The organism is Desulfosporosinus metallidurans, from assembly GCF_001936615.1.
Lineage (GTDB): Bacteria > Bacillota > Desulfitobacteriia > Desulfitobacteriales > Desulfitobacteriaceae > Desulfosporosinus > Desulfosporosinus metallidurans.
In genome coordinates this window covers 246,309-273,056 of the sequence record NZ_MLBF01000001.1, presented here as the reverse complement: position 1 = coordinate 273,056, position 26,748 = coordinate 246,309, and the positions used below count along the sequence as shown (strand labels likewise).

The window sequence follows — 26,748 nt, the reverse complement described above, 5'->3', positions numbered from 1 at the left end:
GTCTAAAAGCACCTGCAAAAATAAGGCCCACTTGCCGTAGAATTGCTGGATCGAACAACAAATCCGTCATATATAGAAAACCGCCCGCCAGAATTCTATCCTTGTCGCTCAAACGTTCAGCAAGCTTGCCCAGAAATTCAGTAGCTTCGTTCTTGGAAATCTCAGGAATATAGCGTACCCCTCCTGCCGCCCCGGAAATTGTTTCAAGATGACCCTGGCCTGAAAGCAAAAGGCTTTCCTTGACTGCTATCAAATCTTCGCTAATCGTGGACTTAGCTGTACCAAACCGTTCTGCAAATAGGGTTAGCGGAGTTAGAACGTTCGGTTTTAACATCAACACTTGGGTGATGGCCACCATCCGTTCCGCCCTTTTCATCTTCTCCACGATTATTGATCCACCTTGTCCGTATCATTCTTTCTAAGAGTCTCAAACATTACATTCTCAGCTGTCACAATATGGGCCATCGCCAAAGACTGTGCTTCTTCAGTATCATGATTTCTTAAGGCTTCGACAATCATCCTATGCTCCTCAATAGCCAGTTTGTTGCGCCCTGGAACAGCCAGTGAGGTTGAACGAAAACGTTGAATCTGTTCCCGTAAATTTTCTAAAATCTGTACCAACCGTTCATTGCGGCTGGCCCTATAAACTAAAGCATGAAAATCCGTATCCGACTTCACAATCTGTTCCAAATCCATTTCACCCTCGCTGGCTCTATAAAAAAGCGCCTGCTCCATTTGTTCCAATTCATCTTCCGTTATCCGTTCCGCCGCTAGCCCTGCTGCCAAACCCTCTAATGCAGAACGAATCTCAAAAACGTCGGCAACATCTTTTAAGGAGACACCTGCAACATATGCCCCCTTGCGAGGAATCATGACTACAAAATTCTCAAGTTCCAATTTCCGAATTGCCTCACGCACCGGGGTTCGACTAACCCCCATTTCTTCGGCCAATTGGATTTCCATCAACCGTTCTCCTGGCTCAAGAATTCCACTGAGAATTGCATCACGCATAGATTCAAACACAATCTCCCGTAATGGTTTATACCCGTCAAGTATAACCGGCACCAAACGTTTTCCCACGAATGCCTCCCCTTTCAACCTTTAATTTCCGCTTACTGTTCTTGTAACCCAAACATTTTGAAAGCCTTTTTTTCTCAACCTTTTGGCGACTTCTTGAGCGTGCTGTTTTCCTTGAGCAATTCCAAAGACACAAGAACCGCTTCCAGACATTAAGGACCCATAACACTCTTCCTCTAGTAAAAGCTGTTTAAGTTCCAAAATTTCCGGAACCATTTGAATTGAAGCGGGCTCTAAGTCGTTATAAAGCAACTCCACAATTTGCTGCGCCGAATCCTGATTTAAGGCCTTTTCCCAATCCGTCCTCGATAAACTCCCACCCTGCCCAAACACGTCAAATCGATGGTAAGCTTCTCTTGTTTTCACGCCAGCCGACGGTTTAACTAACAAAACGTCCATCTCTGGAGCGGTAGGCAATAATTCCAGCCGTTCTCCTCGCCCAGTTGCCCACATTGTGCCGCCTTGAAGACAAAATCCAACATCTGCTCCACATTGCTCCGCAAGCTTGAGGAGTACGTCCTTGCCTAAAGGGTTCCCATAAAGTTGATTTAGTAGACGAAGTGTCGCTGCGGCATCCGTGCTCCCTCCAGCTAGTCCGGCCTGTATGGGAATATTTTTCTGAATCTCGATTTCTATTCCTTCAGACTGACCACATTGTTCCAAAAAGAGCTCAGCTGCTTTATGCGCCAAATTTCCTGGACCACTTAATGCCCCGCACCGACATACAACCTTCTCTCCACGACGACGAATCCTTACAATATCATGCAAGTCGATGGATTGCATGACACTTTGAAGTTCATGATACCCATCTTCCCGAATTCCGCGAATTGCCAAGGCCAGATTAATCTTGGCGTATGCGAACGTTGTTAGAAAAGTTTGTTCCATTTGCCTTACCCTTTCCGAACGTTACGGATGTATTAACCTTCATTATACATATTTTCGGGTTGGAGTTCCAGCATTTCTTCTTAGCAAAAATCTTTGAATAAAGAAAACTTGGCTGACGCCAAGCCTTAGTGAAAGCTATACTTTCTGTTTGGTATAAAAAGGGACGAAGATATTCCTCGTCCCTTCAATTCACATAACTATTCTCAATTAACAATTTCTCAAAACTACACCCCGACGACCTTCGGTGTAGAGTCAAAGGCAACAACCTTCTGTAATTTCATTCTTCTCTGAATCTCTTCTTCGATCGGCTCGATGTGCTCGTAGAACATGACGAAGGTGTCCCCCGGAACGCAACTGTCTAATCCCTGACGAAAAGCCTCCGTTTCAGGAAGTACGATCCGTATTTTGTTGGGGTTCATGCCGATCCGTACTGCTTCCTCATAGAGAATTTGCGCAATTTCACCTGGTTTACGTCCACGCAAATCTGCATCTTCTCGAATAATTAGACGCTTAAAACCCTGTGCTGCTATGCGACCCACTTCACGTATCGAATCATCCGGTCGATCACCCGGTACGGTTATGCAGCCTACAAGAGATCCGCCTTTAAACTGTTTAAGAGTCTTAGCAACTTCTTCAATCCCCGCGGCATTATGTCCATAGTCAATAAAAACACGTACTCCATCTAATTCATACAGATTCAGGCGTCCTCGATTGTGCTCCGCATCAGATGAGAAGTGTTGCAGAGAATGGCGAATTGTCACAGCACTTAACCCCAAAGCCCATCCTGCCGCGATTGCTGCCAAGGCATTTTGGACGTTGTGCTTGGCTTTTCCTTCCCAAGTCACAGGAATCTGTTTCACAGAACAGATCCGAAAACTTTCCGAACCTTGACAAAGTAAGATCATACCTCGACGCACAAAGACTGCAGTACCGCCTACCCCTAAATGTTTACGTACATGAATGTTATCCTTTTCTGTGCTGAAAAAGATAACTCTTCCTTTCGTACGCTGAGCCATTTGCACTACATAAGGATCATCGGCATTTAATACCACGTAACTATGAGGTCTAACAACCTCTGCCACCAAACTCTTAACATGAGCAATGTCTTCCATGGTCTCTATACCATATTGACCTAGATGGTCGTTGGAAACATTTGTTATTACAGCTACATCCGCATAGTCATATCCTAAACCAGCACGTAGTATTCCGCCCCTTGCTGTTTCTAGAACGGCCACCTGAACATCAGGGTGCCTCAAAACAGTCCTTGCACTCTCTGGCCCAGTCATATCCCCTTTAACCCACAGTTTCTGATCAATATATACCCCATCTGTGGACGTCATACCTACTAGAAGCTGTTGGTCTGCAAGCATTTTACCAATCATCCGAGTCGTTGTCGTTTTTCCATTCGTGCCCGTAATCGCGATAATTGGAATCCTGCCATTTCCTGCAGGAAACACTTGCTCGACAATGGCCTTTCCCACATTTCGTGCCTTACCCACGCTCGGAAAATGGTGCATACGAATCCCCGGCGCTGCATTGACTTCAATGATATGCCCATTTTTTTCACGATAGGACTCTTTGATATCCTCAATCACTAAGTCAATTCCCGCAACATCTAAGCCAATCACCTTCGCCGTATTGACGACTAAATCCACGTTATCAGGATGTACAAGGTCCGTCACATCCTCGGCGATCCCTCCGGTACTCAAATTCGCACTATCCCGCAAATACACTACTTCGCCCAGTTCAGGAACTGAGGATAGTGTCAATTGCTTTTGAGCAAGAGTCAGGACCACCACAGGGTCAATTTTGATCTTAGTTAACTCCTTCTCATGGTCATCTCCCCGCCGCGGATCAGCGTTCGCTTGGGCCACCAGCTCCTCTATCGATGATGAGCCATCCCCGTATACATGGGCAGGAATTCTTTGGGCAGCAGCTATTAAGCGATCCCCAACCACCACCAACCGATAATGCTGTCCAGCAATGTATTCTTCGATAATCACCCAATCCCCATAGGTTTGGGCGACCTTGAACGCCGCTCTGACTTCTACTACACTCTTAAGTCGAAGAGTTACCCCTTTCCCCTGGTTTCCGTGCAAGGGCTTAATGACAACGGGTGTTTTCATATCTCGAAAGGCCTGAATAGCCTCCTCTTCTGTCCTAACAATATATCCCCAAGGGACTGGGACCCCACCCTCACTCAGTATTTTCTTGGTCATTTCCTTATCACAGGCAATGTCTACCCCTATACTAGACGTCGCACCGGTTATGGTTGCTTGGACACGTCGTTGATTACGACCATACCCCAGCTGCAACAAGCTACCCTCATTGAGGCGATGAACTGGAATTCCCCTCTCTTGACATGCCTCAACGATAACTCGCGTTGAAACCCCCAGTTCGTAATCAGCCATCACCTCTTTGATACGATTTACGGCCTGACTTACATCAAAAGGACCCTGTTCCAGAAGAGTTTTTACAAGAGCAAACCCTTGTTTAAATCCCTCAATAGCTCCTTCTTTTGCTTCGTAATTGAAGATGATCTCATACCACCCAGGATGTTCTAAAATCCCCATAGTTTTACCGTATTTAATTGTTTGTCCGGCTTGTGTCAAAAGATCTATGGTTACATGTTCAATGACATGCCCGATAAGGGTTCCTTCTTCTAAACGCTCTAAGAATCCACCAAGTTTACCTCTTGAACAATAGTGATCTGCAAGGGTCGGTAAATTCTCGACGAGGCGAAGACGAAAATCTCCCAATTCATTACTAAAGCGTTCTGTCCATTCTTGGAGATCCACAATCGCTCGAATAATGGGCCTATGACTAAAAGCATTAGCCCCTTCGATCGCTTGGATTTCTCTAATCTCCATTATGCTGTTGTTCCTCCTTCGGCTGCAATGGATATTATACTCACCTAGTTTTAACCTTTTTTCCTTCTGGTATTCCTTTATTGAGTTATTCGTTCTCAACTAAAGTAAGGATATACGCCGTTTTAGATCAAAACTATAGCCATCCGATAGAACATGCATTAAAACAGGACTTAAAACCAGGGCTTGGCCTGGCGTCGATTCCGACACATTCGTTGTCGTTGAAGGAGACGCATCCACCACAGTTACCGTATTGCTGCCAACGATCGAAAAACGCGCATCGGATTGCACTAGAATGGCTGTATCTTCGTCAATTCCCACACCGAGCACGTAAGGATTTTGAGAGATTGCCGACAAAAGCCGACCGATTCGACCGCGCTGAGCGAAGTGTTGATCGATCACTACGGACCGAAGTAATCCTAATCCCGGTGCCATCGTTAAAGTATTCTTCTTCGCCGTTCCCGCTTCTCCCCCGACAATCATCGTATCTGACATGACAGAGGCCCCTGCGCTCGTTCCCGCAATAATGATTCCCTGTTCGTAGAGCTGCTGGAGCATTCGCCCCAGTAACGTCCCCCCTAGCAAACCAGTGATCCGTAGTTGATCCCCTCCTGTAAAAAAAATTCCGGTTGACTTTTCAAATTCCTTACCGATCCCTTGTCTATTCGCCTGGGTACGGTCTGAAACATCAAGAACTTGTACCTCCTGAGCTCCCAGTTCGAGAAATAAAGCATGGTACTCGGTCCCTACTTGAAGTGGGTATTCTGTCGCAGCCGTCAGAACCGTAATACGGCTTTTCCGACCACCTGACTCTTGAACAAAACGCTTAAGAATTTTGCACTCGTTCTTTTTATCTTCTGCTCCACCGATAATAAGTAGTCTTCCTTCCACATGTTCCGACAATCTGATCCCTCCAGTCCGTTTATTTTCCACATAAAATGGGGCAAATTATGCAACGAACATTCAGAAATCACTCACATAACATGAGATATACCCCCTTAGCGTAAGAAAGGAGGCTTCTGCTCAATGCCCAGTCGTTCAATCGTCATTCATACGACCCGTCGACAACTTGAGCTTTATGAAGGAAACCGGCTAATTAGGCATTATCCGATTGCAGTGGGTAAAGGAGCCACTCCCACACCCCCTGGCCACTACACCATTGCCACTAAAACAGTCTTTCCCGGTGGTGTTTTTGGCAGTCGCTGGATGGGGCTCTCTATTCCCCATTATGGTATTCATGGAACCAATAACCCGACAAGTATTGGGCAAGCCGTATCCAAAGGATGTATCCGCATGCATAACCACGACGTCGAACACTTATTCCAACGGGTCGAAGTCGGAACCCCCGTAATCATTCAACGTTAACGGAAGCAAAGGGGGAAGCGGGGAAGCGGAGGGACGGTTCTCCTGCTTCCTAAAAGGAAGCGTGAGAACCGTCCCTTTGCTTCCCTCGCTTAATAAGGGCTCCTCGGATACCCCCGCCGCATTTGCCCCCGTGTCTCAACCCCTCCGACCCCATCCGTTCCTGTAATCGTATGCGTGAGAACATCCTTCACGGAAACAATCTGGTCTGTAGGGGTAAACGCAATTCGCTCTACGATAAATACCGGGTCAAAGGCATGGATTAGCATGCGTTTCGGAGAAGACGCGAAATTCGCCCCTGCAGAAAGAATCGCTTCATAGTTAGATTGACAAGCTCCTGCAAAGATTACCAAGTTATCTCGGTTATGCTGAAAACGGCGCGCCTCCATTACAGATTCGACAAAATAACGTGAACTCCGATAACTATCCATACTATGAAAGTCCCTTTTCCCACTGATAAACCCGTCATGACCTGTCAACACCAGGATATCTGTTGGATTCTCTTGTAAGATTTTACGAATTACTTTTGGTTGTTCCTTCTCAGACTTGCAGATCCCCTTGGCCTCGATTCCCATTTGTCCATAGGTCTTGATACATTGGTTTAAATAATCTTGGTCGCCGTCAAGCTGCAACACCCGTCCCGGAATCTCAAAGAACTCCCTATGATCGTCCTGATCTGTTTTCCTTTGGCTCGTTAGTTTGTGTAATTTTTGATAAATCATTTTATTATCAACACGCTCATAGTTGGCAACTTCAAACGGGCTCTTCGAAATTAGATCTGAAAGCGGTGCATCTGCAAGTAATCTTAGATTAAGCCCTTTAAGAATCGCCGAACCTTCGCCATTTAGATTTTGGTCAATCTGATCAATGTGAAAAAAAATATCTTGTTGATGTGAAAGCCGAGCAACAGTATCCCCGACATGCAACATGAATGAACCTCCTTTTCCCTTTATAGTTTTACGCTATATACTATGTCGAACAAAGGCAAACGGCATATAGTATAACAAGTTAAGATAAAAAGGGGGAACTAAGATGTTCGCGGTAGTCATTCCAGCCAAAAATGAAGAAAAAAGCATCTTGGCAGCTTTGACCACCATTTTGCGCCTTCCAGTCAGTTACATTATTTTGGTTATCAACGGCTGCACGGATCGGACATTTGAACTTGCCCGCTCAATACCCGATCCTCGGCTTCACATCCTATATTTCACAGAACCTTTAGGAATTGATATACCTCGTGCAGTCGGAGCGCTCTATGCACGTCATTTAGGTGTCAAAGGCGCCCTTTTTGTCGATGGGGATATGTCTGGAGATATCTATCAAAATCTTCTTCACCTCATTACAGCCGTTGAATCTGGGATTGATGTTGCACTAACCAATTGTTACCCCTATATCACACATCGTCAAAAGCTTGCCAATCTCGTCCTGAGATTTCGAGCCAAGCTGAACCGGGAACTTGACCTCTTGAAAACTCTCGGCCTTGCAACTCCTACACACGGGCCCCATGCCCTTTCAGAACATGCCTTGCAAGTCCTTCCTCTCCAAGCCATTGCAATTCCCCCACTCACCTTGTTTTGGGCAAAGAAAAGCAGTCTTAGTATTAAAGTCACCACATCCATCCCCCACGAAGCATTGCACTCTCCAAGGAAACACCGCCGTCATGCTCGTCTAATTGCCGAAACCATTATCGGGGACTGCCTCATGGGATTAGCACTAAGTCAAAATACCCCTTTGTCTCGAACGCTCGGGAAACACGAATTACTGGGCTACCACCCGGAACGACGTTTTGATCTCCTTGAGCATTGGGAACAATCTTTAAAGCCGCAGGACATGTTTTACGAACAGCACGTTATAATCCCTGGACCCTCTAAATTCATATAAAAATTAACTACTCCTTTTTTTAGGATCAATATTATGGTTCTGAAAATAGGTTAGAATCTTTCCCTTCTCATCCATCCGCACGTGCACGGTGGGTTGTATTTTCCCCTCTATAACCCCGTTCCACTTTAAATAAATCGATTGATTATAGGATTTATTCAAGATGGGATCCGCATATTGTATGTCAATAACCACATACTGACCGTTAATATTTGGTTGTTGTGGATAAATCTCATCACTAGCGACAGTCATAACCAAGCTTGACGAGGAATCTTTAGGAATTTCGTTGACAATCGCCGATTCATCATGGTGAATTGGCTTTCCAGCGAGACGATCATCAAAGACAATCGTCTCGCTGGAAAGATCGACAGCTGGATGTATTCCAACATTCGTGAATTTCAATTCTAGAACGAGCTCCTTGCCCAGATCAACTTTTGGAGACTCTTTAAGAACGAAATAAGGGCGCGCAGCATTTTGTTGTACTTTCCAAGCTGCAACCGTCAAATAAACGGTGATTAATGCCGTAAGTGCTAATACGGTTGTCGCCAGAGTGGCAATAATACTTGACCATTTCATGAAGCGATCGTTTTTTGTTCTACCCACTCCTAGTTTTCACCCTCCGTAATCCTTAACATTTTTGCCCTGACTTAGCTTATTTATAGTGTGAATATTTCTGGTCTTTTATGCCCTCAAATAAAGAAAACTCTCCGCCTAGGAGAGCTTAAAAACCCTTGTTAACACTTGAAACTCCTCAATACTCAATGATTCGGCTCTCCGCCCATCCGAGATTCCTGCGCTCTGCATCCGTTCGATAACTTCTTCCTTTTTCATCCCTAAGCCGCCAGCCAGGGAATTCCCTAAAGTTTTTCGCCGCTGACTAAAAGCCGCTTTGACCACCCGGAAAAAGTCCTTTTTATCCACGTCAAAGCCCTGATAAGGGCGAAGGTCTAATCTGATGACGGTAGAAGTAACCTTTGGAGCGGGCCAAAATGCACTTGGCAAAACATCCGTTACTTTTGTAACTTGAGCTGAAATCTGAACTGCAATTGACAATATACCATAGGTCTTACTCCCTGGTGGTGCAGCAATCCGATCAGCCACTTCTTTCTGAACCATTATCGTCATCCCACTCAAACTGTCCCCTTGGTCGAGAAAGTGCATGATGAGTGGGCTTGAAATATAGTAGGGTAAATTACCAACTAAATACCCTTTTTGTGCTCCCCATAACTCATCGAGATTCACCTTTAAAGCATCTTGATTGACAATTTCAATAGGCAACCCTTTCAATTCCCGGTTAAGAATACTAATCTTTTGTTTGTCTAACTCAACCGCCCACATCTTTTCCACCTTCGGGGCTAAGACCCGGGTTAATACCCCAAGACCAGGCCCAATTTCCACAAGTGGAACACCCGGCTGTAAGGTACAAGCTGATACAATCCTGTTAATCACTTCATCACTCATCAGGAACACTTGGCCCATCGATTTATGGGCACGGGCCCCTCCTTTGACGAGTCGTAGCGTATATTCAGCTGCGCTCTCCATCACGAACCTCCTCCATCGCTTGAAAAAACAACTCGCGCGATATTCCAAAACGGTTCAACCGATGTAAGCATTGTTTGGCATTGGTATCCCCGATTCCCAACTTCCGTCCTAGTGCTAGTCTGTAGTTGCTCGCTTGCTTTGATCCAACTATACCAGCTGTGAATAAATCCTCCATTGTAAAATTCTCACTGGATGTTCCCTGCTCTTGTTGAATATGGGCAAAAGCCTGACGTATGTCATGGGGTGCTGCATTTTCGACCCCAATATCTCCTTGCTTTGTTGCCACTTTCCTAGTTAAATAAGTATGTTTGGCCTGAGGAACATAAGTCCTAATACGATTGCGAATTTGCTCTCCAACCGTATCGGGATCCGTCAAGACAATCACCCCTTGACGAGTTGCCATTTCTGCTATGTATTCTAACTTTTTCTTAGTCAACCCAAACCCTTCCGTCCAAATGACATCCACTTCCCCGAGGGCCTGTCGTACCGCATGAGCGTCATTTTTTCCTTCAACCACTATAAGTTCCTTAATCATTCCTTGATTTCCTCCGTTTCCCCTCTCTATCTTAACTGAGAATGTTCAAAGACTCAAATTTTCAGTTGGAAACTTATAAAGGACGAAAGAAAATGCCTCTTTCGTCCTTTATAGAGTTTAAACTCTATTATTATTTTTTCGTTTCTTTATTTGTCCCATACGTTTTAATAAGTGAATCCCAGATCGCAGGATCCTCCATTCCCAAACGCCAAATTGCAACCCCATGTAATTTGTGTTTGAGCGCATACTCCATTTTTATCTTCAAACTGGCGGCATTCTCAAAGAAGACTTCATGTCGAACCCCATTGGCAGTATAGGTAAATTGTGGAACCTTGGCACTTGGATCAGTTAGAATTTGTACCCCATGCTTTTTAGCACGATCAACTGTTTGACTATGGGATAGATAATCTGGCATTAAGGGCTTGTTCGATCCCCAGTCAAAGGAATAAACGGGGAGACCCATCACAATTTTCTCTTTAGGTATTTTCCCAACTGCATAGGTAATTACGCGATCTACCCAGCCTTGTGAGGCAATGGGCCCTTGGGTCGTTCCTAGTCCATGCTCATCATATGTCATTAGAATGATTTGGTCGGCAGCCTTTCCAATCGCCGCATAATCATAAGCACCTGACCACAAATCAGAAGGATAATCCACAAATTTAGCCGGAATAGAAATGTTCAAAACTTTGTCTTTGGCTTTTAACGCTTTTCCCAACTCAGCCACAAATGCAGAAAAGTTGTTGCGATCTCCAGGAGGGGTCTTTTCGATGTCCACAGAAATTCCGTCCCAACCATCTTTTGTCGTCAAATTGACCAGGTTTGTCACTAAGTTTGCCCTAACTGCAGGATTGGATAAAACTCGGTGAGCAAGGTTAGCATCAAAGCCAACACCCCCAGTTAAATTCATGTTATGCACCAGGGCATAGGCTTTGGACCCACTTTTTTGAGCCTTCTGCTTAATACTTAAATCAACTTTACCGTTCGGAATGACTTTACCGGTTGCATCAAAGGAGTACCAGAAAAATGCAACTTCATCCAATAATTTTGCATTTTTGACCATTGAGTCCTTTGAGCCAGGGGTTGGTCCTTCCGGATCAGTGTAAAATCCCATAACCACACGCTTCTCAGGCCCTATTACGGAATCTCGTGTTGCACCAGCCTCTGCTTCCGGCGGTTTTGTACTTTGTGTGGTCTTCTCTGGGGTGTTAGGAGAAGCAGGAGGGGATACATTGGTACAACCTGTCAAGGCAAGGCCCAAAACAAGGGCACTGCTCATCATAAAAGTCAGAAACCGTTTCATGCTGCGCTTCAACTCCTTAATCTAGATTCGGTAACTGACTTTATTTTCCCCGCTTCAAAGGGCGTTATGTATCTGAATAATAAACGTTATTTTTATCCATCTAAGGTTAATTATGGATTTCAAAATTATTGGCAATCCCTTTAGCAATAGCACGGGATAGTTGTTCTTGGTACCATGATTGTTGAAGTTTTTTCCGCTCCTTTGGGCTGGACAAATAACCCACTTCTACTATGACCGCAGGCATACTCGTGTTTTTGATAACATAGAAATCTCCAGGCTTGGCAATTCTACGATTCATTCCTGGTATTTTAATCAATTCTTGCTGAATCAATTCAGCTAAACTTTTTCCAGGTTCTGACCGATAATGATAAAACGTTTCCGCACCTGACTGCTGCCCCGACGCTGTTGCATTGACATGCAGGCTGACAAAAACATCTGCTTTGGCCTCCTTCGCCAGTTCAATGCGTCGATTTAAGTCAATTTGCTTCTTTGTCGTTTTTCCTCTGACACCATCCGGAACATAGTCTATATCTTCTTCCCGAGTAAGAAAAACTTCAATTCCACTTGGCCCAAGCATTTCCTTAACCTTTTGTGCAATCTGAAGATTAATTTCTTTTTCATAAACACCCTGAGAAGTGATCGTTCCGGGATCATATCCTCCATGCCCCGGGTCGAGCATCACCACGTGGTGGCCCCCGAAATGGCTAACCACAGCACTCGAGCCCTGCCAAAATACCGAAAACATCAGCATCCCCATCACGCCAAGTACAAGTAAAACTGCAGATTTTTTACCCAAGATCACCATAGGACATCGCATTCAGCACTCCCCCGTTTCAATACTATTAAAGAGTATGTGCTGATAAATCAAGTTAGAAGCGGAACAGGGAGCGAGCGAAACAGGGGGACAGGTACGTCGTTTGCAAGCAAACGACGTACCTGTCCCCCTGTTCTTAACTATTTAACATACACCATTACTTTGCGAACACCCCATGCTGCCGCTGCCTCTTGAGAATTCATGTAAAGGTCGATGCGGTTACCGATAATTGCTCCACCAGTATCTAAGGCACGAGCCTCTCCATAACCATCCACATAGACGTTCTTACCCAGGGAAATCACGCTAGGGTCAACCGCAATAATCCCCCAACGGACATCTGCCCCCGTAGCTGTTCTGCCTCCAGGTTCACAATAGGCTGTTGCTGTCATCACATAGGCACGCTTGAAATTAATAACATTACCGCCCCGCGAAATTGAAGTTTGCGCACCACGAGAAATCACTTGATTGGTAGGAGTTACAACCACGCGCTGGCCAAGTATCTCACGATCAACCTCTTTACCATCTTCTAGCGTCATCCTTACCGTCTGCTCTTGAAGGCCGTTTGAACCGCGACTGACAATCTTGTCCGGTAACCCGACTGGATAATCCCCTGGCTGGGTAACAATCTGAAAAGGGACCTCGCTTTTAACAGTTTCTATTCGTTCCGCAACCCGAACTACATGCACCTGCTCATTAGCCGTCAGCATGTGATCAAGAGGCAGCGAGACTTTATCCTTGACTCCCAGGACAATGCCAAGTTTCTTGAGCGCATCTGCCACGGTTCGAGGCGCAATATAGGTATTTTCATTCTTGCCATCCGCACTCACGAGAATGGGGATAGTCCTCCGCACTTTAATCTCCATTTGGTCCGCGATTAAAGCCGTACGTGGGACATTGACTTCATCAACATCTTTAATCTGAAGCCCGTAACGCTTCGACAAATCGGCAAGAACCTCTCCAACAGTTTTTGCTGAAGTCCGTGTCACAAAATTTTGTTCATCGACTGAGAGATGAACTGGCACACTCTTCGTAATTTCTATTGTCAATCCCTTGGTGATCTTTGTGTCACGAGAAGGGGTTACGATATCTTCAGGATAAGTCTCCAAATTTGAATGGGCAAGTGCCTGACCGACCGTCCCAAAAATTGTCGTAATTTGAACAGTTTTTCCATCAATGTGGGCTTCGATTGTTTTAGAATTATAAGCGAGTGTCCCAATTGCAATGAGCAGAATAACAAAGACGGCAACGACCATTTGAGCAATACGAGACGTCCGAACCAAGGATAAAACCCGGGTTCGAATTAATACAAACATTGAATCCCTCCAAAAACTAAATAGCCTAGCAACTTCATTTTAATAGATAAGTAGTCTGTTGTCAAAATTATTTTACATTATATGGTATTTAATACATAAATATGAACAGGTCTTCTCCCCCAGTCGATACATTGACGCAAGCTCGAGAAGAACACGTCAATTCGATTTCCACGAATATCTCCCCCTGTATCTGCGGCTATAGCATATCCGTACCCTTCTACGTAAACCTTGCTTCCCATAGCAATGACCTTCGGATCGACCGCAATCAACCCTTCTCGTGGTTCAACACCCGTAGCCGTTTTGTTGCCAGTATGCGTATAAGCCGTCGACTCAACGGTCAGTGTTTTTTGAATATTTGATTTATCTAATTCAAGTGCTGCATCGGCAACTGATGTAGATCTCTGAATAACCACTTTTTTCTTAGGAACTGGTTTGGAATTCTGAAGAATTACTTCCTTTTTCGGGCTTTTAAGCTCGAAAGTAGATTGCACTCGCTGATCCACAGGGTTTCCACCGACCTCGAACGTCTTCACTACCCGGCGATATATTCCCTTTTCTCCTACCTCCTGTATCTTACTCTTACCAGGAAGAAGTTCATCCGATTCTACATATTGAGTTTCAAATGGGATTTCTTTGTCTTCAATTTTAGTTTTGCTCGTCAACCTAGTACTAGCTTCCTGGGCTACTATTGCCTCTTGGCTTGTTACTACTCCTTGGCTGGCTAATCCTCTGCTGTGTGCCTTGACCAAGTACTCCTCGGCTACTCTGATTAAGTGCCCTCAGCCGGGATTCCGAAAAGCCTACTTCTAAACCGGATTCCTTTGAGCTTAAGAATTGTTTAGCTACCTGAACTGGCAGTGGCGTAGTTTGCGTTTTATCCGAAGTGGTCAGCGTTGAATACTGCGTACCGACAGCGAACACTGCCAGCCCGCCAATGTACGAGCTCCAAATTCTGGTTGCACGCCAATAATCGGAATAGGTGGTAACCGGTAGCAAATACATTTTATCCCCCCTTAACACAACCTATGAAGCAAACTAAAAAAAGAACCTTCTCTAACGAAGGTCCTTTTTAACAAGCTTAAAAATTGTTTCAGCATTGCGCATAGTTTGCAAAGCAACGTCTTCAAACGGTAAGTTTCTGATCTCAGCGATTTTCTTAACAACTTCTCTTACATATGTTGGCTCATTGCGCTTTCCTCTGCGCGGTTCGGGGGTCAAATACGGAGAATCAGTCTCTACCAAGATACGATCAATTGGGACATGTTCGGCCACCTCAACTGTATGCCGAGCATTTTTAAACGTCACTGGTCCAGCAAAAGATAGATAGAATCCTAGCTTCAAAAGAATATTTGCCATTTCCCGAGACCCAGAATAACAGTGGAATACCCCCCCATATTTTGGGGGGTGGCCCTTAACAATCTCCAAAACATCCTGATGGGCATCCCGATTATGAATCACGATAGGCAAGCCCACCTCATTGGCTAATTTAATCTGTTGAATAAATACTTCTTTTTGAATCGAGCGCGGAGAAAGATCACGATAATAATCTAGTCCGATCTCGCCCCAGGCCAATACCTTCGGTTGTTTCGCCAACCCTTTAAGCCTTTCCCAAGTTTCCGCTGTAATTCCTTCGGCGTTGTGAGGGTGTATGCCGATCGCCGCATATATAAAATCATAGTCTTGAGAGAGTTTCACAGATCGTTCCGAAGAAGCAAGATCATATCCGACATTTGTCACGCGCGAAATCCCATAGGACTTCATTCGCAACACGACTTCTTGAAAGTCCTCAGAATAGTCAGGATCATCTAAATGTGCATGTGTATCCCAAATCATTTGACCCGCGCCCCTCCGGGAAGATCTTTGTTGACCGTAAGAACTTCCAACACTTCTCCCTGTGAGGCTGCCAAGATCATGCCTTGAGACATGATTCCTCGCAGCTTGGTGGGCTTCAAATTGGCGACCAAGACAACATGTTGGTTTACAAGGTCTTCTGGGGCATAGTGCTTGGCAATACCCGAAACCACCGTGCGTACTTCACCTGACACTTCGACTTCCAACTTCATCAGTTTATCCGTCTTTTCTACTTTCTCGGAACTTAGGATCTTTGCAACACGTAAGTCCAGTTTGGCAAACTCTTCAATACTGATTTCTTCTTTGATAGGCTCAAATTCGAGCGCTGGAACATGTTCTTCGATTTGCTCCAGAGCTTGGTTTTGGTCTTGATTCACTGTTTTCGTCTCCCCTGCTGTCGTATATTGCGATACATCAATTCTCGGGAAAAGCGGTTCTCCCTTTTGCACACGAGTTCCGGCTTCTATGATGCCCCATTGATCCGCTTCTTCCCAGCGGATGAGTCTCTCGTCCTTGCCGAGAAGCGGACAAATTCTAGGTGGTAATCCTGGCATGAATGGGGCCGTCAGAATCGCCATGATCCGGATACATTCCACAAAGGTATAAAGGACAGTGTCCAAACGGTCTCGCTGATCTTCTTGCTTTGCAAGTGCCCAAGGCGCTGTTTCATCGACATATTTATTGCAGCGTGCCACAAAATGCCAAATTTGTTCCAGCGCACTCGCTGGGTCACACCCATTGAGACTCTCTTCGACTGCCTTTTTAACCTCTTGACTCAAGACGTTCAGTTCCTGCTCCAGAGGCCCGTTTTGCCTAGAACCAGGAACAACCCCATCTCGGTACTTGACAACCATAGCCAAACTGCGAGAGATGAAATTCCCAAAATCATTAGCCAGATCACTGTTGATTCGTTCAACCACATTATCCTCAGAGTACGTTCCATCAGTGCCCACTTGCATCTCGCGCAACAAGAAATAACGGATGGCATCTGAGCCATATCTTTGAATCAATTCGAAGGAATCCTGCACATTTCCGCGGGACTTAGAAATTTTTCCGCCATCTTTAGTTAAGTACCAGCCATGCCCGTAGACCGCTCTAGGGAGCGGAAGATTTAAAGCCATAAGAATAATTGGCCAAATGACAGCATGGAAACGTACAATATCCTTTCCCATGATATGCACATCCGCTGGCCAATACTGCTGATAGTTTTCCCCATCAGGGTACCCGAGCGCTGAAATATAGTTAATCAAGGCATCCAGCCATACATACACGACATGTTTGGGGTCAAACGGGACTTTGATTCCCCACTGAAACGTGGTACGCGAAACGCAAAGATCCTCTAGACCACCTTCAATAAAACGAATCATTTCGTTGCGACGGGACACAGGTTGGATAAATTCCGGATGCTCATCAATAAATTTAAGCAGGGCATCTTGATATTTTGAAAGACGGAAGAAATAACTTTCTTCCTTGAGTAGCTCCACATCTCGACCACAATCCGAGTTCGGACATTTACCCTCGATCAACTTATTTTCCAGCCAGAATGTTTCACAAGGAGTACAATACCAGCCGGAATACTCCGACTTATAGATGTCTCCTTGTTCATATAGTTTAGTGAAAATTTGTTGAACTACTTTTTGATGACGTTCCTCTGTCGTTCGAATAAAGTCATCAAACGAAATATCTAAGGCTTTCCAAAGTTCCTTAAATCGATCTACCACGCCATCAACATAAATTTTCGGGTCCGTGTGGTGTGCCTCGGCTGTACGGACAATCTTCTGGGCGTTTTCATCCGTGCCCGTGAGGAAATGAACGTTATCCCCTAACAATCTATGATACCGGGCCAGCGTGTCCGCCGCAACCGTCGTATAAGCTGTTCCAATATGAGGACTTGAATTCGGATAAAAAATTGGAGTTGTTATATAATATTTCACCTTCACGTCTCCCATCTCAATATCTTTGGAATTAATAGTATAGAAACTCAGATTTGTCAAGTATATCCACAATTAAGAATTAGTATGTACAAAATGCTTAAATATATGGATTGGGTATCAAAAAATGGTTGACTTTAAATGGAACAGTTGGTATCATAAGGTTGTAGTTTCCTGTCGAATGTTGTTGTAAGGGGAGGGTAAATCCGATGATGAAATCAACTGGAATCGTGAGAAAAGTAGATGAACTTGGACGTATTGTTCTACCGATTGAGCTTCGCCGCACTTTGGGTATTGACGAAAAAGACGCTCTGGAAATCTATGTGGATCAAGAAAAGATCATTCTTAAGAAGTATGAGCCTGCTTGTGTCTTTTGTGGTAATGCCAGCTATAATCAACTTTTTCATGGTAAAAACGTCTGCCGTGAGTGTGCAACAGCCATGGGAGAAATCGTTGCTGGCAATGTAGAATCCGATTCAAAAGCCGTATAATTTCAAAATGCTCATTACATAGACGAAAATCCAACTTATTAATTGATAAATTTATTCTAAACGGTGAATTTATCTCGGAAGGCCTTTGAGGCCTTCTTTTTTTCCACCAATCTGAACGTGTAACGTTTGGGTGGGTCCCTTCCCGCCCTCACGACACCTTGCCATCCATGGCGGTGTCTAATCTCAAACATCCTTGTTTGAGTCATGGCTACAGGGACACTTGGCCATCCTTGGCCGGCGCATCCAATAACGCCTGGTAAACCTCAGTCTTTCTTACCCCATAGCGCTTCGCCACTTCTTTCATGGCATCTTTCTTATTTAACCCTCGATTTATTCCTTCTTTAACCTCTTGACACCATTCTTCTGGGCCCCCAACCGGTTTAACAGGGACGTAAGGTGCGATAACGATACAACACTCCCCACGGGGTGCGGTTTCTTCGAAGGTTTCTAATAACTCAAAGACCGTGCCCTTATGCACCTGCTGATGCAATTTTGTCAACTCACGCACCACAGCAGCCTCGCGTTCCCCAAAGAACTCTGACATTCCTTTTAGGGTCGCCACCAGACGATGAGGGGCTTCATAGAAGATTTGCGTCTGCTGTAGATTCACCATCTGTTCAAGGCTTCGTTTTCTCTCCCCTGTTCCCGAAGGCAAAAATCCGTGAAAAGCAAAATGCTCCGTCGGCATTCCCGATAAAACCAAGGCCGTGAGTGCTGCATTAGGTCCAGGCAAAACATCGACTGGAATACCCTCTTCCCGACAAAGACGAATGACTTCACATCCTGGATCGGAAATACCCGGTAAACCCGCATCCGAAATAAGCGCAATCGTCTGGCCGTCTCTAAGTTTCTCCGCCAGTTCCAACGACTTCTTCTTCTCATTATGTTCGTGATAACTGGTCAGGGGAGTCTTGATCTGAAAATGTTGCAGAAGCTTGCGAGAATGGCGAGTATCCTCTGCCGCAATCAAATCTGCTTCCCGCAGAGTATCCAAAACCCGTAACGTGATATCTCCTAAATTTCCAATCGGCGTCGCACATACATATAACGTACCTTTAGTCAACATGCTTTCGGCTCCTCGTTATCCACAAATCCCCCAAATTTGTTATCAATCCTTCCTCAAAAAGCCCATACAAAACAGGCAATCCCCTTCCAATGGTTGCCCAAAATGAAGGTGGCAAACGTGGAAACCTTCTTGATACAGTCGCACAAGATTATCATGCGCGACTCCTTGAATGTGTTCAGCATTAGCAATAACACGTTCCGTTTCTTTTTCTGGAAGGGCCATTTCCCGTTTCAACTTTATATTCTCTTCCTCCAAAGCTTGTACATAAGGCTTCAAACGGTTAACCTCTTCAAGAAGGGACCGTAATTTTTCTTCCACTTCGGTAAGAGCCTGAGTCAACTGGCTCATACTCGATCACTCTTTCCCTTAGGCCTTTCCCCTTTCCGGTTGCGTTGTTGCACTCTCCCATCAGGTTTAGGAGAGAAAGTGCTCTCTACCCGGATAGTCTGTTCATCTATGTCTTCAACCATCTTTTCCCCAGCTTGAGGGTTGTTACGTGGACAATGCTCTTTTTCTTCGGATTTATAGCAGCCATTTTCATACTTAAGACAGCACATAAGCCGACCACAAATTCCTGAAATTTTAGTTGGATTAAGAGAGAGCTTTTGATCTTTAGCCATTCGAATCGAGACGGGTTCAAAATCCCCTAAAAAGGAAGTACAGCAGAGAATCCGCCCACAAGAACCAACTCCACCGAGCATTTTGGCTTCATCTCGCACCCCAATTTGGCGTAGCTCTATGCGCGTCCGAAAGATTGCCGCTAAGTCCTTCACCAATTCCCTGAAGTCCACTCGCCCCTCTGCCGTAAAGGAAAAGATAATCTTATTCCCGTCAAACGTATACTCAACATCGACCAATTTCATGGGTAACTGATGTTCTGCTATTTTCTTCAAGCAGATCTGGAAAGCATCTTTTTCTTTGGTTCTATTTTGTTCGACGAACTGTTCATCCGAGGCCGTCGCCTTACGCATAACTTGCTTCAAAGGCAGAACCACTTCCTCGTCAGCAACTTGACGAGGGGGGATGACCAATTCCCCAAATTCAATACCCCTTGCTGTTTCCACAATCACCTTATCAGATGCAGCAAGCTTAAGGTCTCCCGGAGAGAAATAATATATTTTCCCAGCGTGTTTAAAGCGAACGCCCACAACCTCAATCACAGAGAGCCCCTCCTTGTTGGAATAATTCTAAAGCTAGAACTTCAATTACTAGTCTCGGATTAACTTGTTGTCGTAAGACATCAAGTGCTTTTCCGATGGCCAAAAGCTCAAAAGGATGAATGATACCTTTTTGAATTCCTTCTTGGGTCTGAACCGCCATGACCTGCAAATAAAGACTGGCGTGCTGCTTGTCAATCGGGAAAAGAAGAAAGAGTTTAAGAAAATCTCTTTCTTCCACTACAGTTCGAAAGGTTGCTACCCACTTTTGTAGTGACGAAACACCGTGTTCCAAAATAGCTGTCGCCAAATTTTGGTTTTTTCCACTTAACTCTAAGGCTTGAACAGCTTCCAGCTGGTCTTCCTCTCCCTCTAACCAGACCTCTTCAGAATAATTGGGGAAATAGACAACCTGGGCACGGCTGAGGATTGTCGGTAGAATTCCTTCGGCATTTTCCGCACTCAAGATAATAACCGTCCGCTCCGGAGGCTCTTCAATAACCTTTAAGAGAGCATTTGCTGCGGGTAATGTTAAGGACTCCGCGTGCTCGATAACAGATACTTTATACTTTCCCTCGTAATGCTTAAGGTAGACCTTTTCCTGCCAGGTAAGAACCTGCTCGATCCCGAGGCTCGTTTTAGGCGGTTTCAACCACAGAACATCCGGATGGTTTCCACTAAGAATCTTATGGCAAGATGGACATGCTTGACACGGTCCCTCTGGCGTAGGATGGCTACAGTTTAAAATCTGTGCTAACCTGAGAGCCACTTCCCGTTGATGCAAAGCACTTTCTCCATAAAACAATAAGAGATGTGCTAAGCGTTCTTCACGTGCCGCCTTCTCCAAAAGTGCTAACTGTAGATTCATGATCTTCACCCTTACCCCTCCTCGACCACCCAGATTCTTTGACTTTCGAAACCGTCCCACCCTTGCCATCGCCCCTCTCCAGACGCGAGTAGCGCATCCAGAATCTCATGAGTCATTACTTCTCCCATGACAACGACTGGGATTCCCGGCGGATAGGGAGAGATCGTTTCCCCAACAATATGACCTAAACTCTCTTTTAGAGGGATTTGACGTTTAGGCGCAAAGAAAGCCTCCCTTGGAGATAGAACGAGTTGAGGTAAAGGAGGGATTCGATTCCTCGCATTTCCCCTTTTCTTTTTTAATTCGGTACGGCCAACCGAGTGTGCAAAATGCGTTAAACCCTCTAACCCCTTCGTAAGCCTTCGCACGTCCTCCGCTGTGTTCCCAATTCCTAACATAAATAAAATGTTTTCCTCGTCCCATAACTCCGGTTCAATGCGGAACTCCTCTCTGAGATAGTTCACACACTGAGGTGCAGAAACACCTAACGGCAATGTATTGATCAGGACTTTGGACCAATCCACGGTATGAATGCCGTAAGTTCCAATATCTTTGGGAGAAAGAATACGAAAGTCTTCGCCCACTTTTCGATGGAGATTTGCGATTTCTTCCTGAAGACACTCCCACCGTCCAAAATCCAAAGCGAATTCTCCAGCTCTTTCTAACGAAGCTAGAAACAAATAGCTCGGACTCGATGATTGCAAAAGTTCCAAGCCCTGCCTCAAACGAGTGCGAGAGACTCTTTCCCCTTGGACATGGAGCATTGCGGACTGGGTCAAGGCACTTAACGTCTTGTGGGAACTATGTAAGACAAGGTCAGCTCCGAGCTTCAAAGCACTCGGCGGAAAGAGGGATCCAAGATAATGTGAGCCGTGGGCTTGATCGACAAGAATCGGCGTCTTTAATCCCAAACGTTTTCTCTCATCCAATAAACGATTTAATTCAAAGCCTGTCCCGTAATAACTGGGATACGTGACATGACAGGCAGACATCTCTGACCATAAAATGCATTGTTGTTCCACATCTAATCCTAAGGGAAGATTAAACTCCGGATGAACTGTCGGCATAAGGTAGTCTGGTTTCAGGCCACTTAACACCAAGGCCGACATGACGGAACGATGGGAGCTTCTCTCCACAACCACCCGTTTATCTGCTGTATCTTCCAAAGCAAGAAACATCGCTTGATTTCCAACGGTTCCCCCATTAATCAGGAAATACGTTTCCTCCGCTCCAAAAACCTCAGCCGATCGTTTTTGCGCTTTAGCAATTATCCCACTTGGTGCATGAAGCATATCAAGCCCTGGAAGCTCAGTTAAGTCGGAATCCAGAAGGTCTAAACCATTAAAAAACTCCTGTCGACCTTTATGGCCAGGAGTATGGAAAGAGCAAAATCCCTGTTTCTGATAACGGATCAATCCCTCTCCAAGATCACCCACCGATGACCCTCCATTCAACCTAAGTAAACAGAACACAAACCTGACACATGGTATTCCTTACATTTTAACATAAGTTAGGGAATTTTTCATCCATATTGGGAAATCACAGTCGCAATTAACCGTGATGTGTCATGCGAATCTGATACGTTTAAAAAAGAAGCCCCTTGATTAAAAATAGAAATTCTTGATATTCTGGCGAACCTTGCTCAGCTGTAAATAGTTCTTGCTGACAATCCGAACAGAAAAACATTCCCTCAACTCGGAAACCATCATATAGCCCATTTTTCGGTACCTGAGCGCAACGATAACACACTGGGAGAACTTTTCCCTCGTTCACGAGGGTTTCCTGCCCTTCTATTTTTTCTTCATGAATAATCATCTTATATTCCCCCTATTTACTTCTTCCTCTATTCTTCCCCCTCTCCCGTTGAATTAGTCGTTACGCTGTTGCTTGACATTCCCGAATGATGAATCGTGACTTCTACATTGACTGAAACCGGGAAGTCCGCAATCTTCTCCTCCCAATGATCCTTTACCGTCTTCCAATACGCCGAATTTTTCTGTTCGATGTGCCGTCCAATTCCCAAAAAATCAAGACCCAGCTCTCTTTCTTTCTTGATAGAAAGCTCACATTCTTTCTCAATCTCCTTAGCAAAGCTCTTTTCTGCCTCTTTCATAAGATCCACCCACTCCGTCTCAGAAAGCTGTTTCTTTAATCCCATGACTTCATCAACCGTAATATCTGTTTTGATCTGGTATCGCAGCTCTATTGTTCCATCTTTATCGGGCACTTTGTACTTAGTCGTAGAATTAAGGACTTGCCCACCAAAGTTAACCTTACTTTCTCCGATGCCCACCGTGTTGATTAAGCGATGTATAACATCGTTATCTAGCCACATATACCCTTTGGTTTCTTCGTCCGTGAGAAGATCAACAAGGTGATCCCCTCGTAAAACACCCGCACCTTGTATCTGTATCTCTTCACCCTCCTTTCCGTCTTTGTATTTTATGCCTCCGTCTCCCGACTTTATATTCTCTACCACAGGGATAATTGGCGCCGTACATTTTGTACCTAAAACGGTAAGATAATGCCCTAAACGAACCGTCGGGAATGTCGATAAATTTTCCCCTTGCTCAATATGATTTTTAATACTCATAGCTGGTAATTGCCCATTTCGTAATTTCAAATCTAATAAATTTTGAGCTTTTCCTTTAGCTATAACTATGTACATCGACCGGCGAAATTCAGAAAAACGTTGGACAAAATCCAAGATATCTTTAAAACCGGCTTTCGCCGCATCCTCACCAATAACGACCACCTTCAGGGAACCCATAAAAGGCATGCGACTTGAGATCTTATAAACCTTCTCATACGCTTCCCGGGCGCTCGATGCCTCTATACTAAAGGTCCGATCTTCAACGTCTGCAGCAGTTGCCCCAGCTTGTTTAGGTTTTGCTAATTGTTGTGTAATGATATAAGTCCCTGGTTTCTGCCCGGGATCAAATCCTATCCCGATTAGAGGCGCCAATTCCTCCACTTCCCGCTTTCCCCAGCATCCAGTTAAAAACAAAAGGCAGGCAATCAAGATTAATACAAGTCCTATTTTGCGTTCTTTTCCCCCATTACTTCTCATTAAACACCTGCTCCCTTCTTCCAACGCGAGACTCCCCAAAGGGTAAGGATCCAAACGGACGCGAAAGGTAAAATCAAATAATCGTCAACGAGCGAAATTTCCCTAATCAAATTAGGGCCTCTTATAAAACCAAAGGCGATCCCCAAAAATACGACACCCGTAGCAAGTCTCCATTTTAACCCTTTCAAGTAAAAAACGGTTTCTAAGCCCCAGGTCGCCGTGAAAAAGAAAGCACTGATCTTTATCACCAGGGCCCCAAGCCAAACCCCTAAAAATAAGGATTCCACTCCAGCAACTGTTCGGCTTACTTCCACCATCTTGCCTAATACAAGTAACCCATATACCAAACGGGTAGTTTCTATCGGTCCAAAAACAAGAATTTGTATTAAGACGACCAACATGTCTAAAGTTCCTACCAAGAAAACTGCTCGCCAAACCCCTGTCTTTAATTGTCCAAGCTCTTTCACACCGGTAGGTAGAAACGTAAGGATTCCCGCTAAAAAAAGAATATATTCCATTGCAAAGGGTGCTACTTTGAGTCCCCCCCAAAAAAGCGGTATTAATCCCTCACTTAAAATAGGCAAAAGTTCCCCCTGTTCAATCCGCGGTATGGAGAGGCCAATATTCAAAGCCAGCGCAATCACGATTATTGGAAAGATGACTTCGGAAAAACGCGCAAATACTTCGATCCCAAAACTCACCAAATAGAAAACAAGTAATAATCCACCTAAGTAGAACAACCAGATGGGGGTTAAGGGCATAATTGAACTCTCATAAATATCCCCAGTTTGACCTAGCAACAAGCCGCCAAAATAACCTGTAATTAAAATATAAATGACTCCTATGATTTTTCCCATCCATTTTCCAAGGAGTATTTCTGTAATCTGCAATAGATTTTTGCTAGGATACTGGGATAGAAGGGAAAGCACCATTAATCCGTAAGGAATTCCAACGGCAAATCCCGGTAAGACCGTCATCCAGCCATCCCGTCCACTGGCTACAGTAACTATCGATGCTACAGGGAGAAACGTTGTACCCATAAGTACGGCTGCCCCTAATATCATGAATTGATGCGGAGATATTCTTTCCATCGTTACCCTTTCCCTTTCCCTCCTGATCGGGGTTCCTCAACGTCTAAAAGTTGAGGACGACGTTTTAACGCCCACCAGGGTGCCCGAACAAACGTATCTTGTAATAAAGCCCGTATCCGCAAAGGGGCAATCGGACTTAGGTAAGGCACTCCGAAAGAACGAAGGCTTAGCAGGTGAATTGTGATCACATATAGACCTACAGAGACCCCAAAGAAACCAAGGATACCCGCCAAAATCATAAGTGGGAATCGAATGAGCCGAACCGCTAAACTCAAATCGAAAGTTGGAATTGCATAACTCGCTACAGCTGTCAATCCAATGATTATGACCATCAGTGGGCTGACCAGGCTAGCCTTCACCGCTGCATCGCCGATGACAAGTGCCCCTACAATTCCAATCGTCGACCCAATAGGTTTTGGTAAGCGGAGCCCCGCTTCCTGCAATATTTCTAAAACAACCGTCATAGTTAAGGCCTCTAGAAGGGCTGGAAAGGGCACTCCCTGCCGGCCTGCCGATATGCTCATCAGAAGATCTGTCGGTATAATTTCCTGATGAAACGTCGTTACTGCTATATAGATGCTAGGAGCCAAGATGGATACAAATGCTCCTAAATACCGGACAAAGCGAGAAAGGATTGCAACCATAGCCCGTTGGTAATAGTCTTCATTCACATTTAAAAACTGCGTCAATACTACTGGTACCATAAGTACTATGGGGGTTCCGTCGACAATAATGCCCACTTTCCCTTCTAGAAGCTTTCCCGCCAGGACATCTGGACGCTCCGTAAAGGAGATTTGAGGAAAGGGCGAATAGGGATTATCCTCAATCATTTCCTCGATATATCCATTCCCTAGCATGGCATCCATCTTAATGGTGCCTATCCTCCTCAGGACTTCCGAGACGATATCTGGACTTGCTATTTTCTCAATATAGGTAACTACTAGATCGGTATTCGTTAAATCTCCAAGTTTTAAAGAGATTATCCGCAAGGAGGGATGTTTTATCTTGCGCCGCAAAAGTGAGGTATTAATTCGAAGCGTTTCCGAAAATCCCTCACGTGGCCCTTTGACGATCGACTCCGTGATCGGTTCAGCAACGCCGCGATTAGCCCATCCCCTGGCACCGATGACGATAGCATCCGTCAAGTCGCCGAAGAAAATTACTGAATCGCCAGATAAGATGGCATCAACCGCTTCTCCCATTTTGGATATTTTCTTAATCTCTAGGCCGGGGAGTAGACTCTGGAGTGTTTTATCCACAACATTTGATAATGTCACTTGAGCTAATTCCTGATGTCCTGCCAAATCCACCATGAGAGGTTTTAAAATAAAATGGTCCAGCAGATTTTTATCAACTAGCCCATCCACTGCAGCTAATATACAGGGAATACGTTCTTTCCCTTGGAGGAAGAACTCTCTGAACAAGACATCGCTACTCTTTGATAAGATCTCCTTCACTGTCTGTCCGGATAAAGGCTTATTCAGCTCCTCGTCAAAAGAATACGAGGGAGACTTCCGTATCTGCCTCACCTTCGGGCGAATGGTAAGTTCTTTGATCATTTTCATCCAGCTGCGCACGTTTTCTCCCCCCTTATCTAGCTTATTTTGTCCGACAACGAGTCGATTATGCGCCAGTCTGTGGTTCTCTTCTCTA

27 protein-coding genes and 1 pseudogene are annotated in these 26,748 nt (G+C 44.9%); 3 read left to right on the top strand and 25 right to left on the bottom strand.

Annotated features, from left to right (window positions below; genetic code table 11):
- The 5 genes and pseudogenes from DSOL_RS01380 to DSOL_RS01360 form a co-directional block, all read right to left on the bottom strand.
- Nucleotides 1-385: pseudogene (locus DSOL_RS01380) on the bottom strand (pur operon repressor); the annotation flags it as partial.
- 2 nt (nucleotides 386-387) lie between these two features.
- Nucleotides 388-1,080 carry a GntR family transcriptional regulator gene (locus tag DSOL_RS01375; RefSeq protein ID WP_075363090.1) on the bottom strand — a complete coding sequence of 231 codons (693 nt, stop codon included), beginning with the start codon at nucleotides 1,078-1,080 and terminating at the stop codon, nucleotides 388-390.
- Nucleotides 1,081-1,101: 21 nt separating this feature from the next.
- The gene (gene ispE, locus DSOL_RS01370; RefSeq protein ID WP_075363089.1) at nucleotides 1,102-1,962 is read right to left on the bottom strand and encodes a 4-(cytidine 5'-diphospho)-2-C-methyl-D-erythritol kinase; all 861 of its coding nucleotides are present in this window, start codon (nucleotides 1,960-1,962) and stop codon (nucleotides 1,102-1,104) included.
- A gap of 224 nt (nucleotides 1,963-2,186) precedes the next feature.
- Complete coding sequence (gene cphA / locus DSOL_RS01365; RefSeq protein WP_075363088.1) at nucleotides 2,187-4,832, bottom strand: cyanophycin synthetase; 2,646 nt, start codon at nucleotides 4,830-4,832, stop codon at nucleotides 2,187-2,189.
- Nucleotides 4,833-4,931: 99 nt separating this feature from the next.
- Nucleotides 4,932-5,732 (bottom strand): cyanophycinase, encoded by an 801-nt coding sequence (locus tag DSOL_RS01360; protein WP_075363087.1) that lies wholly within the window; start codon nucleotides 5,730-5,732, stop codon nucleotides 4,932-4,934.
- Nucleotides 5,733-5,855: 123 nt separating this feature from the next.
- Here DSOL_RS01360 and DSOL_RS01355 point away from each other — a divergent pair, with 123 nt between their 5' ends.
- Nucleotides 5,856-6,194 (top strand): L,D-transpeptidase, encoded by a 339-nt coding sequence (locus tag DSOL_RS01355; RefSeq protein WP_075363086.1) that lies wholly within the window; start codon nucleotides 5,856-5,858, stop codon nucleotides 6,192-6,194.
- A gap of 89 nt (nucleotides 6,195-6,283) precedes the next feature.
- On the opposite strand, the gene yabG is transcribed toward DSOL_RS01355, so the two are convergent.
- On the bottom strand, nucleotides 6,284-7,120 hold the full coding sequence (gene yabG, locus DSOL_RS01350; RefSeq protein ID WP_075363085.1) for a sporulation peptidase YabG: 837 nt from the start codon (nucleotides 7,118-7,120) through the stop codon (nucleotides 6,284-6,286).
- 103 nt (nucleotides 7,121-7,223) lie between these two features.
- On the opposite strand from yabG, the gene DSOL_RS01345 reads away from it, so the two are divergent.
- On the top strand, nucleotides 7,224-8,069 hold the full coding sequence (locus DSOL_RS01345) for a glycosyltransferase family 2 protein (protein ID WP_075363084.1): 846 nt from the start codon (nucleotides 7,224-7,226) through the stop codon (nucleotides 8,067-8,069).
- A gap of 3 nt (nucleotides 8,070-8,072) precedes the next feature.
- Here DSOL_RS01345 and DSOL_RS01340 read toward each other — a convergent pair whose 3' ends face one another.
- The 10 genes from DSOL_RS01340 to metG all read right to left on the bottom strand — a co-directional run bounded on the left by DSOL_RS01340 (nucleotide 8,073) and on the right by metG (nucleotide 17,355).
- On the bottom strand, nucleotides 8,073-8,642 hold the full coding sequence (locus DSOL_RS01340; protein WP_075363083.1) for a hypothetical protein: 570 nt from the start codon (nucleotides 8,640-8,642) through the stop codon (nucleotides 8,073-8,075).
- Between the two features lie 135 nt (nucleotides 8,643-8,777).
- Nucleotides 8,778-9,608: a 16S rRNA (adenine(1518)-N(6)/adenine(1519)-N(6))-dimethyltransferase RsmA gene (gene rsmA / locus DSOL_RS01335; RefSeq protein WP_075363082.1), complete on the bottom strand. Its 831-nt coding sequence runs from the start codon at nucleotides 9,606-9,608 to the stop codon at nucleotides 8,778-8,780.
- Nucleotides 9,592-10,143, bottom strand: a complete 552-nt coding sequence (gene rnmV / locus DSOL_RS01330; protein WP_075363081.1) for a ribonuclease M5 — start codon at nucleotides 10,141-10,143, stop codon at nucleotides 9,592-9,594. Before rnmV ends, rsmA begins: the two co-directional genes overlap by 17 nt.
- Nucleotides 10,144-10,273: 130 nt before the next feature.
- Nucleotides 10,274-11,443 carry a glycosyl hydrolase family 18 protein gene (locus tag DSOL_RS01325; RefSeq protein ID WP_075363080.1) on the bottom strand — a complete coding sequence of 390 codons (1,170 nt, stop codon included), beginning with the start codon at nucleotides 11,441-11,443 and terminating at the stop codon, nucleotides 10,274-10,276.
- 106 nt (nucleotides 11,444-11,549) lie between these two features.
- The gene (locus DSOL_RS01320) at nucleotides 11,550-12,260 is read right to left on the bottom strand and encodes an N-acetylmuramoyl-L-alanine amidase family protein (protein ID WP_075363079.1); all 711 of its coding nucleotides are present in this window, start codon (nucleotides 12,258-12,260) and stop codon (nucleotides 11,550-11,552) included.
- Between the two features lie 137 nt (nucleotides 12,261-12,397).
- Entirely contained in the window at nucleotides 12,398-13,570 is a 1,173-nt protein-coding gene (locus DSOL_RS01315) for a resuscitation-promoting factor (protein ID WP_075363078.1), read from the bottom strand.
- Nucleotides 13,571-13,647: 77 nt separating this feature from the next.
- Entirely contained in the window at nucleotides 13,648-14,232 is a 585-nt protein-coding gene (locus DSOL_RS01310) for a 3D domain-containing protein (protein WP_235838659.1), read from the bottom strand.
- A 7-nt stretch (nucleotides 14,233-14,239) separates the two neighbouring features.
- A complete protein-coding gene (locus DSOL_RS27060) occupies nucleotides 14,240-14,572 on the bottom strand; it encodes a hypothetical protein (protein WP_139314351.1) in 333 nt (110 codons plus the stop codon).
- 51 nt (nucleotides 14,573-14,623) lie between these two features.
- Nucleotides 14,624-15,403, bottom strand: a complete 780-nt coding sequence (locus tag DSOL_RS01305) for a TatD family hydrolase (protein WP_075363077.1) — start codon at nucleotides 15,401-15,403, stop codon at nucleotides 14,624-14,626.
- Complete coding sequence (gene metG, locus DSOL_RS01300; RefSeq protein WP_075363076.1) at nucleotides 15,400-17,355, bottom strand: methionine--tRNA ligase; 1,956 nt, start codon at nucleotides 17,353-17,355, stop codon at nucleotides 15,400-15,402. Before metG ends, DSOL_RS01305 begins: the two co-directional genes overlap by 4 nt.
- A 209-nt stretch (nucleotides 17,356-17,564) precedes the next feature.
- Here metG and DSOL_RS01295 point away from each other — a divergent pair, with 209 nt between their 5' ends.
- Nucleotides 17,565-17,843 carry an AbrB/MazE/SpoVT family DNA-binding domain-containing protein gene (locus DSOL_RS01295; RefSeq protein ID WP_075363105.1) on the top strand — a complete coding sequence of 93 codons (279 nt, stop codon included), beginning with the start codon at nucleotides 17,565-17,567 and terminating at the stop codon, nucleotides 17,841-17,843.
- 208 nt (nucleotides 17,844-18,051) lie between these two features.
- Here DSOL_RS01295 and rsmI read toward each other — a convergent pair whose 3' ends face one another.
- The 9 genes from rsmI to DSOL_RS01250 all read right to left on the bottom strand — a co-directional run bounded on the left by rsmI (nucleotide 18,052) and on the right by DSOL_RS01250 (nucleotide 26,672).
- Complete coding sequence (gene rsmI, locus DSOL_RS01290) at nucleotides 18,052-18,909, bottom strand: 16S rRNA (cytidine(1402)-2'-O)-methyltransferase (RefSeq protein WP_075363075.1); 858 nt, start codon at nucleotides 18,907-18,909, stop codon at nucleotides 18,052-18,054.
- A 42-nt stretch (nucleotides 18,910-18,951) separates the two neighbouring features.
- Nucleotides 18,952-19,257 carry an initiation-control protein YabA gene (locus DSOL_RS01285; protein WP_075363074.1) on the bottom strand — a complete coding sequence of 102 codons (306 nt, stop codon included), beginning with the start codon at nucleotides 19,255-19,257 and terminating at the stop codon, nucleotides 18,952-18,954.
- On the bottom strand, nucleotides 19,254-20,069 hold the full coding sequence (locus DSOL_RS01280) for a PSP1 domain-containing protein (protein ID WP_075363073.1): 816 nt from the start codon (nucleotides 20,067-20,069) through the stop codon (nucleotides 19,254-19,256). Before DSOL_RS01280 ends, DSOL_RS01285 begins: the two co-directional genes overlap by 4 nt.
- Entirely contained in the window at nucleotides 20,062-20,934 is an 873-nt protein-coding gene (locus DSOL_RS01275) for a DNA polymerase III subunit (protein WP_075363104.1), read from the bottom strand. Before DSOL_RS01275 ends, DSOL_RS01280 begins: the two co-directional genes overlap by 8 nt.
- Before the next feature lie 11 nt (nucleotides 20,935-20,945).
- Entirely contained in the window at nucleotides 20,946-22,370 is a 1,425-nt protein-coding gene (locus DSOL_RS01270; RefSeq protein WP_075363072.1) for an aminotransferase class I/II-fold pyridoxal phosphate-dependent enzyme, read from the bottom strand.
- Nucleotides 22,371-22,518: 148 nt separating this feature from the next.
- Nucleotides 22,519-22,749: a sigma factor G inhibitor Gin gene (locus tag DSOL_RS01265; RefSeq protein WP_075363071.1), complete on the bottom strand. Its 231-nt coding sequence runs from the start codon at nucleotides 22,747-22,749 to the stop codon at nucleotides 22,519-22,521.
- A gap of 28 nt (nucleotides 22,750-22,777) precedes the next feature.
- Nucleotides 22,778-24,004, bottom strand: a complete 1,227-nt coding sequence (locus DSOL_RS01260) for a Ger(x)C family spore germination protein (protein ID WP_075363070.1) — start codon at nucleotides 24,002-24,004, stop codon at nucleotides 22,778-22,780.
- On the bottom strand, nucleotides 24,004-25,095 hold the full coding sequence (locus DSOL_RS01255) for a GerAB/ArcD/ProY family transporter (RefSeq protein WP_075363069.1): 1,092 nt from the start codon (nucleotides 25,093-25,095) through the stop codon (nucleotides 24,004-24,006). Before DSOL_RS01255 ends, DSOL_RS01260 begins: the two co-directional genes overlap by 1 nt.
- Before the next feature lie 2 nt (nucleotides 25,096-25,097).
- Nucleotides 25,098-26,672, bottom strand: coding sequence for a spore germination protein (locus tag DSOL_RS01250; protein WP_170871414.1), 1,575 nt, complete (start codon nucleotides 26,670-26,672; stop codon nucleotides 25,098-25,100).
- Between the last annotated feature and the right edge of the window lie 76 nt (nucleotides 26,673-26,748).

Coding starts and splice junctions, on each gene's coding strand:
- ispE (WP_075363089.1), bottom strand. CDS start 1,962: ATGGAACAAACTTTTCTAACAACGTTCGCATACGCCAAGATTAATCTG.
- cphA (WP_075363088.1), bottom strand. CDS start 4,832: ATGGAGATTAGAGAAATCCAAGCGATCGAAGGGGCTAATGCTTTTAGT.
- DSOL_RS01355 (WP_075363086.1), top strand. CDS start 5,856: ATGCCCAGTCGTTCAATCGTCATTCATACGACCCGTCGACAACTTGAG.
- yabG (WP_075363085.1), bottom strand. CDS start 7,120: ATGTTGCATGTCGGGGATACTGTTGCTCGGCTTTCACATCAACAAGAT.
- DSOL_RS01345 (WP_075363084.1), top strand. CDS start 7,224: ATGTTCGCGGTAGTCATTCCAGCCAAAAATGAAGAAAAAAGCATCTTG.
- DSOL_RS01340 (WP_075363083.1), bottom strand. CDS start 8,642: ATGAAATGGTCAAGTATTATTGCCACTCTGGCGACAACCGTATTAGCA.
- rsmA (WP_075363082.1), bottom strand. CDS start 9,608: ATGGAGAGCGCAGCTGAATATACGCTACGACTCGTCAAAGGAGGGGCC.
- rnmV (WP_075363081.1), bottom strand. CDS start 10,143: ATGATTAAGGAACTTATAGTGGTTGAAGGAAAAAATGACGCTCATGCG.
- DSOL_RS01325 (WP_075363080.1), bottom strand. CDS start 11,443: ATGAAACGGTTTCTGACTTTTATGATGAGCAGTGCCCTTGTTTTGGGC.
- DSOL_RS01320 (WP_075363079.1), bottom strand. CDS start 12,260: ATGCGATGTCCTATGGTGATCTTGGGTAAAAAATCTGCAGTTTTACTT.
- DSOL_RS01315 (WP_075363078.1), bottom strand. CDS start 13,570: ATGTTTGTATTAATTCGAACCCGGGTTTTATCCTTGGTTCGGACGTCT.
- DSOL_RS27060 (WP_139314351.1), bottom strand. CDS start 14,572: ATGTATTTGCTACCGGTTACCACCTATTCCGATTATTGGCGTGCAACC.
- DSOL_RS01305 (WP_075363077.1), bottom strand. CDS start 15,403: ATGATTTGGGATACACATGCACATTTAGATGATCCTGACTATTCTGAG.
- DSOL_RS01295 (WP_075363105.1), top strand. CDS start 17,565: ATGAAATCAACTGGAATCGTGAGAAAAGTAGATGAACTTGGACGTATT.
- rsmI (WP_075363075.1), bottom strand. CDS start 18,909: ATGTTGACTAAAGGTACGTTATATGTATGTGCGACGCCGATTGGAAAT.
- DSOL_RS01285 (WP_075363074.1), bottom strand. CDS start 19,257: ATGAGCCAGTTGACTCAGGCTCTTACCGAAGTGGAAGAAAAATTACGG.
- DSOL_RS01275 (WP_075363104.1), bottom strand. CDS start 20,934: ATGAATCTACAGTTAGCACTTTTGGAGAAGGCGGCACGTGAAGAACGC.
- DSOL_RS01265 (WP_075363071.1), bottom strand. CDS start 22,749: ATGATTATTCATGAAGAAAAAATAGAAGGGCAGGAAACCCTCGTGAAC.
- DSOL_RS01260 (WP_075363070.1), bottom strand. CDS start 24,004: ATGAGAAGTAATGGGGGAAAAGAACGCAAAATAGGACTTGTATTAATC.
- DSOL_RS01255 (WP_075363069.1), bottom strand. CDS start 25,095: ATGGAAAGAATATCTCCGCATCAATTCATGATATTAGGGGCAGCCGTA.